Source organism: Bradyrhizobium sp. IAR9 (genome assembly GCF_013408065.1).
GTDB lineage: Bacteria > Pseudomonadota > Alphaproteobacteria > Rhizobiales > Xanthobacteraceae > Bradyrhizobium.
Genome location: NZ_JACBZW010000009.1, coordinates 13,438 through 25,608 on the forward strand (window position 1 = coordinate 13,438; position 12,171 = coordinate 25,608).

Annotated in this window: 13 protein-coding genes; 5 read left to right on the top strand and 8 right to left on the bottom strand. The window is 66.0% G+C overall.

Annotation, left to right across the window (positions count from 1 at the left end; all coding sequences use genetic code 11):
- Positions 1–16: 16 nt before the first annotated feature.
- Positions 17–277, top strand: a complete 261-nt coding sequence (locus GGD67_RS22960; RefSeq protein ID WP_028145410.1) for a SemiSWEET transporter — start codon at positions 17–19, stop codon at positions 275–277.
- Between the two features lie 118 nt (positions 278–395).
- Here GGD67_RS22960 and GGD67_RS22965 read toward each other — a convergent pair whose 3' ends face one another.
- A complete protein-coding gene (locus GGD67_RS22965) occupies positions 396–1,190 on the bottom strand; it encodes a class III extradiol ring-cleavage dioxygenase (protein ID WP_179736044.1) in 795 nt (264 codons plus the stop codon).
- 154 nt (positions 1,191–1,344) lie between these two features.
- On the opposite strand from GGD67_RS22965, the gene GGD67_RS22970 reads away from it, so the two are divergent.
- Complete coding sequence (locus GGD67_RS22970; RefSeq protein ID WP_028145412.1) at positions 1,345–1,524, top strand: hypothetical protein; 180 nt, start codon at positions 1,345–1,347, stop codon at positions 1,522–1,524.
- 21 nt (positions 1,525–1,545) lie between these two features.
- Here GGD67_RS22970 and GGD67_RS22975 read toward each other — a convergent pair whose 3' ends face one another.
- Both GGD67_RS22975 and GGD67_RS22980 read right to left on the bottom strand, forming a co-directional pair.
- Positions 1,546–3,036, bottom strand: coding sequence for a carboxylesterase/lipase family protein (locus tag GGD67_RS22975; protein ID WP_179736046.1), 1,491 nt, complete (start codon positions 3,034–3,036; stop codon positions 1,546–1,548).
- 81 nt (positions 3,037–3,117) lie between these two features.
- Positions 3,118–3,327 carry a hypothetical protein gene (locus GGD67_RS22980; RefSeq protein ID WP_026202245.1) on the bottom strand — a complete coding sequence of 70 codons (210 nt, stop codon included), beginning with the start codon at positions 3,325–3,327 and terminating at the stop codon, positions 3,118–3,120.
- A 228-nt stretch (positions 3,328–3,555) separates the two neighbouring features.
- On the opposite strand from GGD67_RS22980, the gene GGD67_RS22985 reads away from it, so the two are divergent.
- The 3 genes from GGD67_RS22985 (at position 3,556) to GGD67_RS22995 (ending at position 7,079) form a co-directional block, all read left to right on the top strand.
- Positions 3,556–6,243: an alpha/beta hydrolase fold domain-containing protein gene (locus GGD67_RS22985; RefSeq protein WP_179736048.1), complete on the top strand. Its 2,688-nt coding sequence runs from the start codon at positions 3,556–3,558 to the stop codon at positions 6,241–6,243.
- Between the two features lie 132 nt (positions 6,244–6,375).
- Entirely contained in the window at positions 6,376–6,648 is a 273-nt protein-coding gene (locus tag GGD67_RS22990; RefSeq protein WP_179736050.1) for a hypothetical protein, read from the top strand.
- An 86-nt stretch (positions 6,649–6,734) separates the two neighbouring features.
- The gene (locus tag GGD67_RS22995) at positions 6,735–7,079 is read left to right on the top strand and encodes a hypothetical protein (protein WP_179736052.1); all 345 of its coding nucleotides are present in this window, start codon (positions 6,735–6,737) and stop codon (positions 7,077–7,079) included.
- Here GGD67_RS22995 and GGD67_RS23000 read toward each other — a convergent pair.
- The 5 genes from GGD67_RS23000 to GGD67_RS23020 form a co-directional block, all read right to left on the bottom strand.
- The gene (locus GGD67_RS23000; protein ID WP_018319756.1) at positions 7,051–7,206 is read right to left on the bottom strand and encodes a hypothetical protein; all 156 of its coding nucleotides are present in this window, start codon (positions 7,204–7,206) and stop codon (positions 7,051–7,053) included. The genes GGD67_RS22995 and GGD67_RS23000 overlap by 29 nt on opposite strands.
- A 115-nt stretch (positions 7,207–7,321) precedes the next feature.
- Positions 7,322–7,840, bottom strand: coding sequence for a septal ring lytic transglycosylase RlpA family protein (locus GGD67_RS23005; RefSeq protein WP_179736054.1), 519 nt, complete (start codon positions 7,838–7,840; stop codon positions 7,322–7,324).
- Positions 7,841–8,007: 167 nt separating this feature from the next.
- On the bottom strand, positions 8,008–9,171 hold the full coding sequence (locus tag GGD67_RS23010) for a serine hydrolase (protein ID WP_179736056.1): 1,164 nt from the start codon (positions 9,169–9,171) through the stop codon (positions 8,008–8,010).
- Between the two features lie 170 nt (positions 9,172–9,341).
- Positions 9,342–10,592: a DUF1501 domain-containing protein gene (locus GGD67_RS23015; protein WP_179736058.1), complete on the bottom strand. Its 1,251-nt coding sequence runs from the start codon at positions 10,590–10,592 to the stop codon at positions 9,342–9,344.
- A 2-nt stretch (positions 10,593–10,594) separates the two neighbouring features.
- Positions 10,595–12,067, bottom strand: coding sequence for a DUF1800 family protein (locus GGD67_RS23020; RefSeq protein ID WP_179736060.1), 1,473 nt, complete (start codon positions 12,065–12,067; stop codon positions 10,595–10,597).
- Positions 12,068–12,171 lie beyond the last annotated feature (104 nt).

Consider the following 12,171-nt stretch of genomic DNA (forward strand, 5'->3'; position numbering starts at 1 on the left):
ATGCTATAGAGCCGGCATGGACCCGTTCGTGATCAAGCTGATCGGCTTTGCCGCCGCCACCTGCACCACCGTGGCCTATGCGCCGCAAGCCATCAAGGTGTGGAAGACGCGCTCCACCGGCGACATCTCGCTCGGCATGTTCCTGGTCATGGTGCTCGGCCTCGCGCTCTGGCTGATCTACGGCCTGCTCTCGGGCGATGCGCCGCTGGTCGCCGCCAACGCCATCACCATGCTGCTCGCCGGCGGCATTTTGTTCATGAAGCTGAAATACGGGTGAGGTCGCGGGATGCCGTAGGGCGGATTAGCCCCTGGCTGCGCGAAGCGCAGTCCGCGGGCGTAATCCGCCACCTTGCCGCACGACGGCGGATTACGCTTCGCTAATCCGCCCTACGGAATCACCCAAACACATACGACGCCATCGCCACACTCGCGACCTCGTCGACGAAGACGCGCTTGCCGATATCGCTGCCGGCGGCGCCGGCAGCCACCATCAGCGGCAGCAGATGGTCCTCGCGCGGATGCGCCAGGCGCGCGCTCGGTGCATTCTCCCAATCGACCAGCATCGCGTTGCGGCGGGCCGGATCCGGGTTGCTGATCGCCTCGTTCAGATAGGCCTCGAAGTCATACGAGACCGGCTTGGACTCCGGCCGGTTGAAGCCGCGCATGTTGTGATAGGTCAGCCCGCTGCCGACGATCAGGATGCCTTCATCGCGGAGCGGGGCAATCGCCTCGCCGACCTTGACGTGCTCGGCCGCATCGTAAGCAGACTTCAGCGACAGCAGCACGATCGGCATGTCGGCGTTCGGATACATCAGGCCGAGCGGCACGAAGGTGCCGTGATCAAAACCCTGGTTGGGATCTTCCCGGCATTCGAGGCCCGCGCGCGTGAGCAGCGCCTTCACCTCGGTCGCAAGTTCGGGCCGGCCCGGCGCCGGATATTTGAGGTGATAGGTATGCTCGGGGAAACCGTAATAGTCGTACACCATCGGCGGCTGCGCCGAGGTCGAGACGGTGAAGGCATCGGCCTCCCAATGGCCGGTGATGACGAGCACGGCCTTCGGCCGCTCCGGGAGAAGCTGCGGCAACCGGCCGAACTCTTCGGCGGTCCTGGCATATTGCACCCGCCGGTCCTCCATGAAGGGCCAGGGGCCGCCGCCATGCGACAGGAACAGGGTCGGAAATCGCGTCATGGGGCTCGGCTCGTCTCATCGGCACTCTGCGCGTGCCCGCGCGTCCGGCGGCGAGCATAGGCAAACCGGCATGGTTAGCAAGTCGTTAACGATTTGCCGCCCAAAATCCCCGGCGTGGCCGAAGCAGTCGGCCTGAAGACAAGTGAGACGTGAGATGAAGAAGTTTGCGCTGGGGGACGTCGTCAACAGTGACAAGGGCCGCCGCGGCATCGTTCGCGCCGCCTTCAAGTCGCGCGAAGGCCAGCAGTTCTACGCCGTCGAGAAGGACGGCGCGATGGACTACCTGGAGGAAGGCCGGCTGACGCCGGCGCCCCGCGTCGAGCTCGCGGCTTAAGTCCAACCATTTTTGTCGGCGCTAGCGCGCGAGCCGGTCGAGACGCTCCGCCAAGGGATCGTCGCCGCTCGCGATGCGCTCGTTGGTGATCAGCAGCAGGCGATCGCTCCCTGCGGCTGCGTCCCAATGCGGCAGACCGGGACCGTTGGGATCGCCGCTTCTGGCGAAGTTGATCCAATAGGACCGCATGCGGCTTGCGACCTCGCGATCAGCCCGCGAGAAGATGCCCGCGCCCGGCACGCCTTCTGCACCGAAGATGAACTGCAACTCGCGCCCGTGCCCAGCCCCAGGATTGGCGCGGCGCGCCTCGGGCACGTAAGCGAAGCGATAGCGAAAGGTCGCCGCGCCGCTTGCGGCATGCAGGCGGGCCAGCAGCCTTGCGGGCTCGGAAAAAACTTTGTCGGTGTAAAATCTTGCCGCAATATCCGAAGGCTTGGCGAGAGAAGGCCTGTCGAGAGAAGGCTTGGCGAGATCGGGATAGAGCTTGCGCAGCTCATCGCTTGTGAGGCCTGACGCTGCAAGCTCCTCCCTGGTATCGAACTCGCCGTCGAAACCCGTCTCGTCGTCGTTCGAGCCGATCATCAGAGGAATGCGGCTTTGATGTTCGGCCGCAAAGCCGGCAGCGATATCCTCGGTCACCAGACTTCCATCCATCATTGGCGCGAAGGCATACCGCGATTGCTCCAGCAGACGGCTTTCGGCGGCAAGCAGGCGGCGCGGTTCGGCGGCGCGCAAATCCGCCAGCGGTCCGAGCGCCGCCACGAACTGCCGGCCGGTCGCCTGCGCGTCCTGCACCGAGCGCAGAGGCGCGCGACCGGGCACCGATTGCAGAATGGCCTTCTGGAACAAATCGCGCGACTGCGCGGACAGCATCAGAAGCGCGATCGATGTCGCGCCCGCGTCGCTGCCAAACAAGGTGACGTTGTGCGGATCACCGCCGAAGGCCGCGATGTTGTCATGAACCCAACGCAGCGCGGCGATCTGGTCCATCAGGCCGTAATTGCCGGAGCCGCCGTCCGCCAACGCGGGATCAGCGAGCCAGCCGAGCGCGCCGAGGCGATAATTTGCGGTGACCACGATGAGGCCGGCCTGCGCCAGCCTGGCACCGTCGAACAGCCGCTCATTCGCGGTGCCACTGATGAAGCCGCCGCCATGGATGAACATCATCACCGGCAGCGGGCCGTCTACCCCGAAGGGACGAAACACGTTCAGCGTCAGGCAATCCTCGCTCGCATCAGGCAAGGACGGCTGAAGGCACGGCGCGCCGTAATCGTAGGCGGTGTGCATCTCCGAACTTTCGGGCGTCGGCTGCGGCGGGCGCCAGCGCAGCGCGCCGACCGGCGGCGCGGCGTAGGCCAGTCCCTTGAACGAGGCCACCTCGCCTTCGACGGCGCCGAGCATCTGTCCTTCACGCGTCAGCGCGAATGGAAATTGTCCGACCGGCTGCGCCACGGCCGGGCCGTCGCAACACAGGACAATGGAGGCCGCAAGAAGCGCGAGCAGGGATCGCATCTTCGGTGCATCTCGATGCGCGGAACGGTTTCCTGCACGTTACGTCCGCCGCCGTCGGCGGGGCAAGCCTGCCGGCTCGCACTAACCGCGCTTTGCGAGAATCTCCGCCAGCGCGTGCCGCGCGACGATGCCGAGCTCGCCAAGCGTGGTGTGCCCGGCCCGCGCAGCTTCGATCAGGCGTTCGGCGATGAACCTGCGGCTGTCGTGATCGCCGCCATGCGGCAATTGCCGGCACGTCTGCTCCAGGACGACGTCCATGTTCGCTTTGGTCCGCTCACTCAACTCTGGCATGACGCTCGATCGTTACGCGTGGCTTGTAACCGCAAGCATACAGAGGCGGATCGGGCATGATTAGCCCGGGTAATCACGGCCATTGTGCATCGCGGTGCGTGTAGTGCCGCAACATTCACGCGGCCACGATGACGCCGCAAACGCCTACCCAAGATTGCACATGCCGTGATGACAAGCCGTGCATGTGGCGATAGCCTGCCGGCAAAACAAAACATACGGGAGGATGCCATGCCTGACGCGATGGTTGCCACACGTGCCTCCGATGAGCGCGGAACCGCTCAGCAGGTCGATGTCGCCGTGGTCGGCGCCGGCTTTGCCGGCCTCTATCTGCTTCATCGCCTGCGCAAGGCCGGCTTCAAGGCGGTCGGCCTCGAAGAGGCCGGCGACGTCGGCGGCACCTGGTACTGGAACCGCTATCCGGGCGCGCGCTGCGACATCCAGACCATCGACTACAGCTACACCTTCGATCCCGAGCTCGAGGCGGCCTGGACCTGGTCGGAGAAATACGCGACCCAGCCCGAAATCCTGCGCTATCTCGGCTTCGTCGCCGACCGCTACCACCTCAGGGGCGACATCCGCTTCAGGACCAAGGTTACCGAAGCCAAATGGGACGAGAAGGCCGAGCGCTGGCAGCTCACCACCGACAATGGCCCACCGGTCTCCTGCCGCCATTACATCATGGCCACCGGCTGCCTCTCGGCGCCGAAGCCGCCGGAGATCGACGGCGTCAAGGATTTCAAGGGCGAGGTCTATTTCACCGGACGCTGGCCGCATGGCGGCGTCAATCTCGCAGGAAAACGCGTCGCCGTGATCGGCACCGGCTCGTCGGCGATCCAGTCGATCCCGCTGATCGCCGAGCAGGCCGCGCATCTGACCGTGTTCCAACGCACGCCGAACTTCGCACTGCCTGCGCATAATGGCCCGGCCCCATCGGACCGCATGAGCCTTTTGCAGGGCGATCGCGCCGCCTATCGTGAGCAGGCGCGCCAGTCGATGGCGGGCGTGCCCTATCCGCAGCAGATGGCGGTGAGCTGGCAATTGAGCGACACCGAGCGCCGGGCGCGCTTCGAGGAAGCCTGGGGCAAGGGCGATCTGGTCTATATCCTGACCCAGCTCTGGGCTGATCAGGCGGTCGATGTCGACGGCAACAAGCTTATCTGCGATCTCATCCGCGAGAAGATCTCGGCGGCCGTGAAGGATCCCGAGACCGCCGCGGCGCTGATGCCGCACGACCATCCGTTCGGCGCAAAACGTCCCTGCCTCGATACCAACTACTACGCCACCTACAACCGGCCGAACGTCACGCTGGTCAATCTGCGGCAGGAGCCGATCAAGGCGATCACGGCAAGTTGCATCTCCACGAACGGCCGCAGCTTCGACGTCGACGTCATCGTGTTCGCGACCGGCTTCGACGCCATGACCGGCGCGATCCGCGCCGTGCATCCGATCACCGGGCGCGGCGGCAAGTCGCTGACCGATGCCTGGGCGCAGGGGCCGCAGACCTATCTCGGGCTCACGGTCGAAGGCTTTCCCAACTTCTTCATGATCACCGGGCCGGGCAGCCCGTCGGTGCTGTCGAACATGGCGGTGTCGATCGAGCAGCATGTCGACTGGGTGGTCGACCGACTGGCCGCATTGCGCGACGCCGGCTTCACCACGATTGAGCCGACCGAGACGGCGCAGGCCGGCTGGAACAGGCACATGGCCGACTGTTCGATGCTGACGCTGCATCGGCTCGCCAACACCTGGTACACGGGCGCCAACGTCCCCGGCAAGGTGCAGGGCCTGATGCCCTATACCGGCGGCGTCGGCCCCTATCGCAGCATCTGCGACGAGGTGGTCAGCCGCGGCATGCTCGGTTTCAAGCTCACCGGCCCTGGCGGCACGGAGCAATGCAATGACGGCGAGGTGGTGCGGCTGCAGCCCGACGTGCGGCTGGTGATGAACCTGCTCGCGTCGCTGAACCTGCCGCCGATCGAGTCGATGGGCGCGATCGGCGCGCGCGAGTTCGTGAACGAGTTCAACAAGGGCCGGCCCGCCGGACGGCCGATCGGCGACATCATCGACGGCACCCTGCCCGTCACGGGCGGCGCGCTGCCCTACCGCGTCTACAAGCCGGCGACGCCGGGACCGCATCCGGTCGTGGTCTATTTCCACGGGGGCGGCTGGGTGCTCGGCGACGAGCAGTCGGACGAGCCATTCTGCCGCGACATGGTGCGGCGGACCGGCATGATGTTCGTCAGCGTCGGCTATCGCCACGCCCCCGAGCATCGCTTCCCGACCGCTGCCGAAGACGGCTATGCGGCCACGCGCTGGATCGCCGAACACGCCACTGAACTCGGCGGCAAGCCGGGCCCGGTAATGGTGGCGGGCTGGAGCGCCGGCGGCAACATCGCCGCCGTCACCTGCCAGCTCGCGCGCGACCGCGGCGGGCCGGAGATCGCTGGCCAGCTCCTGATCTGCCCGGCCACCGACTGCACCTTCGATCGCCCGTCCTATAACGACAATGCGACCGGCTACTTCCTGACGCGATCGCTGATGTACTGGTTCTGGGACCTCTACTGCTCGCCGGCGGACCGCACCGATCCGCGCGCCTCGCCGCTCCGGGGCAAGGTCGAAAGGTTGCCGCCTGCTTTCGTGGCGACCTGCGAGTTCGATCCCTTGCGCGACGAAGGCATCGCTTATGCCGAAGCGATGGCGGCCGCAGGCGTCCCGGTCGAGCAGCTCAGGGCGCACGGCCATTTCCACTCGTCCTTCACCATGGTCGATGTGGTGATCACGGGCGTGCCGGGCCGCGTGCAAATGGCGGAAGCCTTGCGACGCTTCGCCGGGCTACCGCCGGAGATCAGCCGCGGTGACGAGGACAATCACGTTAACGCCAGCCCGGGGCACAAAATCGCGGCGGCCGCGAGTTGAGCGGAAACGGAGCGGCCGGGAACCTTTTCCCCGCTGCCCCGTTAAGTGCTCGTGGCATTGAGATGCAGCGACAGGTATGGGCCCCGGCACGCAAATCCGCGTGCTGGGGTGTTTTTTGCGTGAGGTGGGACGATGGGGGACGTGGTTGCGGCTTCAAAGGTCGATTTCGATGCGCTGGCGGCCCTGCATAAATGGCCATCGCTGGCAAACCAGCGCCGGCCGGACCGGGAATCATACCCGATAAGGGAAGGCACTCTCGACGAGTGCATCTCGGCGTTCATGGGGAAGCCGGCGACGACCCGGCATCTCTATGAGATCCGGACAGCGGCGCAGCCGCCGCTCGTGACCGGCATCCTCTCGCCCGAACACGTTATCGAGCTCTCGCGTTGGAGAGAGTTTCTCTGACGGCGCTTCACATGCAGGCGCGTTAGGAACCTTCTGCCGGTTTTTCCCGTTGGTGGAAATCGGAAGTCAAGGCGTGAGTGCCTCACATGCTTGCAACTGGCGTACTACCCCCGGTCGTGCCCTATGGCGCAGACAAGACCCTGTTCGTGGTGATCGATCGCCTCGACCAGGCGACGGAGATTCGGATCGAGCGGAGCGATCTCGAAGCCACGATCGGCGAGTTCGTCGCCGGTTGCTTCAACGACCCCATCAAGGTGATTTCGTTCAACACGCTCGAACATTGGATGAAGGACATCTCGACCGATGTCGCCGGCGCGATAAAGGCGCGCTGCGACATCTATGGCATAGAGCTGCCCGACTATCTCAGCGACTTCGTCGAGAGCCATAGCATGAATGCGGGAGTTAAGCGCGGCGATGCTTGCCGGCGATGACTTCGATCTCGCGGCGACGCTCGCCCGCGAAGGTCAGGAGCCTTTCGATCGTCAGCGTATCCGTGATCCGTTTGGCGAGCCGCTCGGCGCGCGCAGCCTGATCTTCGAGATACTGGATCGTGTTCAAGCGCCGCCTCCCCAGAAGACCCCGAACCTGGAGCCTCGACTTGTTGGACAGCCATGGTGCGACAGAGCAGCTAACAGCCGGTTAAGTGCGCGGGTCGATCTCGACGGGCCGGGCCTCATTGCACGACGTCGAGCCGGACATTGGTGATGCCCCTGTCGACCATGCCGAGCGCCTCGGCCGCGGAAGGCGAGACGTCGACGACGCGTCCGCGGATATAGGGACCGCGATCGTTGACCCTGACGGTCACGAAGCGGCCGGAGGAAACGTCGGTGACGCGCAGCTTGGTGCCGAATGGCAGGGTCGGATGGGCCGCGGTCAATTCGTTCTTGTCGAACTTCTCGCCGCTCGCAGTCTCCGTATCCGAATAGAAGCTGGCGACGCCGTGTGAGGTCGCTTGCTTTGCATCGCCATTGGGAATGCGCACCCGGCTGATCGGCCTTGGATGCAGCGCCGCCACCCGGTGCGGCCGCTCGATCGCGGCCTGCCGGCCGGTGCCCCCGAGATCGGCCTTCTGGCGGCCGACCGGCGATTGCGCGCAGGCGGCGAGCGAGGCGGCCCCGACGATGGCCAGCAGCAGCCGGCTCGCGGTTGCCAGTGAAATCCGGGCAGTTTCGGCACGTGCAATGCAAGACATGATGCGCCCTCCGAACTGCCCGGAGTTTCGGTGGGCAATGAGGGCAGAACCTTGTCGGAACAAAAGCGGGCGTGGGGCCGCCGCCGTTTCGCGTCAGCTGTGACGATTCCACCACACCGGCGTGTCCTGAATCGGGACGGTGACCGCCCCAGAGGGGCCCTTCCCGTTCAGGCCCGAGGCGGGATCGCGCGCAACACGTCCCGGAAGACGCCGAACTGCAATCGAAACGCTTGCGAGCTGTAGTCCTGATAGTAACCCGCAGTCACTGCGACGACGAGATCGAGCTCCGGGACGATGCGGATCGACTGCCCGCCGCGGCCAAGCGCGCCGATCCAGTTGATCTTGCGGTCATTGAGGCGCGTTTGGCCGCGCCACCACAGATATCCGTAGGTTTGAGAGTCCGTCGCCTTGATCTTCTCTGCCGTCGAAGCCTCGATCCACGCCTTGGAGACGATCTGGCGGCCGTTCCAGCGACCGCCCGCAAGCACGAGCTGGCCGATCTTGGCCATGTCGCGCGGTCGCAAGCGCAATCCTCCTCCGGCATCGGTATCCCCCCTGTACCGGCCCCACGCCGTGCCGGTGATACCCAGAGGCTCGAACAAATTCTCGCGCGCGAATTCATCGAGAGGACGTCCCGTCGCCTTGCGGATGATGGCCGACACAAGCGTGAGCGCGCCGGTGTTGTAGAAGAACTCCTGCCCCGCCGCGGCGGTCACGGGAAGACCGAGAACGTAACGACACGGATCCCACGCCATATGCATGCGCGTCTCGTCATTGTCGTCGTCTCCCGTCGCGGGCGTCGCCTCGACCCACTTCAGGCCCATCGACATGGTGAGCACATGCACCAGCCGGATGCGGTCCTTTTCGGGAGAACGCAAGTCGGACAGCTCGGGGAAGAAGCTGAAGATCGGCTCGTCGACGCCGCGTATCAGCCCGCGATCGATCGCAATCCCGACGACGAGCGATGCAACGCTCTTCGAAACAGACTTCATGTTGTGCAACGTATCGGCATCGAAGGCGATGGTTTCCACACGGCGGCCGTAGATGTAGCCGGGTATCTCGTCGGCGCCCTTGAAGTAACGCTCGAACGCCAGCTTGCCGTCGCGGGCGACCAGCACCGCATGGATATTGGCATCGCTCGTGGCGAGCCGGTCGGCCATCCCGCACAGCGCCTCGCGATTGACGAGACTGTCGCCAGCGACGGAGCCGCCCGGCCAGCCGTCGCCCCGTTCGAGCGGAACACCGCAGCCGTCGGCTGCGTTCGCGCAGACCGCGGAGAGCGGCGCCAGTGCGGCGCCGCCGAGAAGCGAAATGAACTGGCGCCGCCTCATGCGAGCCTCATCCCTGTTGCGGCGCGGAGCCAGCTTCGGCGCCGGCGTATCGGGGCTGCGCGTTCTCCCTGAGGATGCGCACGAACTCACGCCAATAGAGCCTTTGCCAGTTCGTCTTCAAGCTGGCGAGAAAATCGAGCTCTCTTTGCGTCAGCGTGCACATTGCGCCTTCAGGCCACAAGGCCCCCCATCGGCTTGACGTCGGCGCTGCCGGGGAAAACCGCATCCGCCAGCACCTTCTCCTCGACGCGCAAATGATCCCTGAGCAGGCCCTTGAGCACGGCGCGCAGATCGGTGGTCGGCTTGAGGTCGCGATCCTCGAACAGTTGCGCCGGCTTCAGCCCCGGCCAGTCCGCGATCACGCGGCCGCCGGCGAGCCCGCCGCCGATCAGGAATGCGACCGTGCCGGTGCCGTGATCGGTGCCTTGCGTGCCGTTGATGCGCGCAGTGCGCCCGAACTCGGTGACCACGGCGACGACGGTCTCGCCCCAGGCCTCGCCCATGTTGCTCTCGATCGCGGCGAAGGCGCCGTCGAGCGCGCCCAGCAGATTGTAGAGCTGGCCCGAGGCCGCGCCTTCGGCGATGTGCGTATCCCATCCGACGAAGCCCATGGCGCCGACGCGCGGACCGTCGGGCTTGGCGAGATACCGCGCGGCGGTGCCGGCGGCGTCGGCGAAGTAGGCGCGCACGCGCGCGATGCCCGGCGGCGCCAGGGTCGGATCGTCCGACATAACGTCGCCCGCGCCAGGTGCCCCGCTGAGCGAAGCGAGCTTCATGCGCGCCTGCAGCACGGTCGCGAGCTTCGGATCGGTGTGCTGGTAGAGATCGAGCAGGCGGCTCTGCGTGTCCTCGCTCGCCGGGAGCAATTTCTGCGGCACCCATGTCATGACCGGCGCCGAGCCGCGCACCACCAGCGGCGTCACCGAGCCGATGCCGAGCGCGCGGCTGCCGCGTGGATCGACGCGGCCGCCCGATTCCAGCGCGAGCAGCGCGCGGTTGAGCCATCCGGAGCTGGTCATACCGGGCTTGACGAGCCCGCTCTCCAGCACGTCCTGGCCGTCGAAATGCGAGCGCTCGCGATAGGGCGTCGCAACTGCGTGGACGATCGCCGCCTTGCCGCTCTTGTAGAGCCGGTGCAAATTCGGCATCGCCGGATTGAGCGCGAAGAAGGCATCGAGCGGCAGCGCCGGCGGCTTGCCGTCCAGCACCAGCGCGCGATCGCCGCGCAATGAGATCCAGTCGGGATCGCCGACCGGCGCGACGGCGCCGAGACCGTCGAGCGCACCGCGCAGCACGATGACGAGCAGGCGCGGATCGCGCCCCTCCGCGCGCGCGATCCTGGGCATCTGGCTCCATGCGAACAGCGCACCGGAGCCGACCAGAAGCTCGCGTCGCGTGGGCAAATGATTGACGACGCCCATGCTCACCTCCTCTGAAAATCCGCCGACATGAACAGCAGCGCCAGCGCCTGCTGCCGGCTCTCGGCGCGGCCGACCGCCTGCTTCACCTCGGGGGCGATCTGCGATGCAAAGACGTCCTCGATGATGGCTTGCGGATCGGCCATGCCGGTGATGCGCTCCGCGAAATTGTTGGCCACGTCGAGCCGCCGGCCGACGCGGTCGATCCAGCTTGCTTCATCATCCGGATAACCCTTGGGCGCGGGCGGACGCCACAGCGCCTCTCCCAGCAGCTCCTGGCCGCCGGTGAAGCGGACGGGATCGACCTGCGTGATGCCGGTTGCGCGCACCATGCCGACGACCCATTCGCCGGGACGCTTGAGCTTCGACGGCGGCGCGCGCCACGCCTCGTCCGACGACACCATCAGGGTCGCGACCTGCTTGAGGTCGCCATCGGTGTCGCGAAAAACCTTCGCCATCTGTTCGACCAGCGCCGGCGGCGGCTCGTCGGCGACGAAGTGGCGCGCGAGCTTGGTCGCGACATGAGTCGCCGTTGCCGGATGCGTAGCGAGATCGCGCAGCACGGCGCGGCCCTGCTCGACATCCTCCTGCTCATAGCGCTTGCCGAGCACGGTCTGTCCGCCGGGCTCGTGCAGCCGCGGATTGAAGGTGAACTCGCCGCCATGCTGGGGATCGGCGCCCGGCGGCACCAGCGTCCAGCCGGTCAGCACGTTGGCGAAGTTGATGACGTCGTCCTGGGTGTAGCCGGAGCGCACGCCGAGCGTATGCAGCTCCATGATCTCGCGGGCAAAGTTCTCGTTGAGGCCGCTGCTGCGGTTGATGCCCGCGGTCGAATTCGCCCCCATCGAACCGAGATTGTCGAGATAGAACAGCATCGCCGGATGGCCTTCGACGGCCAGCAGGAGATCGACGAACCGGTCAAGCGCATTGGCGCGAACCGCCTCGCGTTCATAGGCGCCGGACATGCTCTGGATCCGGTTGGCCGAGACGCAGAAATGATTTGACCAGAACCAGACCAGCCGCTCGGCAAAGCCGATATCGGCTGCAAGCGCCGCCTCCGTGCGCAGCTTGGCTTCCTGCAAATACATCGGACGTCCGGGATCAGGAATAGCGTCGGCGGCCTGCTTCGCCGCCATCTCGGCGGCGTCCTTTTCCTGGCCCGCTTGCCCCTGCGTCTGCAATTGCGGCTGAGCCTGGTCGTCAGCTGCGGTGGGCGCCGACGCCATCTGCTGCTTCTTGGCCTGCTGCTGCGCTTGCTTGGCGCGGGCCGTGCGCCGCGCATTGGCATCGGCCACGGTGCGATAGGCTTTCGCACTGGAGGGCAGGCTGGCCGCCGCGGCGAGCACGAGCGGCCGGTCGAGCTCGGCGATCAGCGCGCCACGCGGGTCGCTTCCCAGCGCGGCAATCGAGCCTGGCCGCGGCCCCATCCCAAAGCGATGGAGCGCCAGCACGGCTTCGGCCTTTGCGGAATTGCTCATGGCGAATGCCCAATTCTTCGAGCCGGCCCGACGGTGTCCGTTCGAGGCTACGAAATGTAATGCTACAAACCGTAGCACTTGCGCGTCCGGCCGACAAGCGGAGA

Bases quoted from the DNA above. Each gene is read 5' to 3' on its own strand.
- GGD67_RS22960 (WP_028145410.1), top strand. From the start codon at position 17: ATGGACCCGTTCGTGATCAAGCTGATCGGCTTTGCCGCCGCCACCTGC.
- GGD67_RS22985 (WP_179736048.1), top strand. From the start codon at position 3,556: ATGCCTGACGCGATGGTTGCCACACGTGCCTCCGATGAGCGCGGAACC.
- GGD67_RS23015 (WP_179736058.1), bottom strand. From the start codon at position 10,592: ATGGGCGTCGTCAATCATTTGCCCACGCGACGCGAGCTTCTGGTCGGC.
- GGD67_RS22990 (WP_179736050.1), top strand. From the start codon at position 6,376: ATGGGGGACGTGGTTGCGGCTTCAAAGGTCGATTTCGATGCGCTGGCG.
- GGD67_RS23005 (WP_179736054.1), bottom strand. From the start codon at position 7,840: ATGTCTTGCATTGCACGTGCCGAAACTGCCCGGATTTCACTGGCAACC.
- GGD67_RS23010 (WP_179736056.1), bottom strand. From the start codon at position 9,171: ATGAGGCGGCGCCAGTTCATTTCGCTTCTCGGCGGCGCCGCACTGGCG.
- GGD67_RS22980 (WP_026202245.1), bottom strand. From the start codon at position 3,327: ATGCCAGAGTTGAGTGAGCGGACCAAAGCGAACATGGACGTCGTCCTG.
- GGD67_RS22970 (WP_028145412.1), top strand. From the start codon at position 1,345: ATGAAGAAGTTTGCGCTGGGGGACGTCGTCAACAGTGACAAGGGCCGC.
- GGD67_RS22975 (WP_179736046.1), bottom strand. From the start codon at position 3,036: ATGCGATCCCTGCTCGCGCTTCTTGCGGCCTCCATTGTCCTGTGTTGC.
- GGD67_RS23020 (WP_179736060.1), bottom strand. From the start codon at position 12,067: ATGAGCAATTCCGCAAAGGCCGAAGCCGTGCTGGCGCTCCATCGCTTT.
- GGD67_RS22995 (WP_179736052.1), top strand. From the start codon at position 6,735: ATGCTTGCAACTGGCGTACTACCCCCGGTCGTGCCCTATGGCGCAGAC.
- GGD67_RS22965 (WP_179736044.1), bottom strand. From the start codon at position 1,190: ATGACGCGATTTCCGACCCTGTTCCTGTCGCATGGCGGCGGCCCCTGG.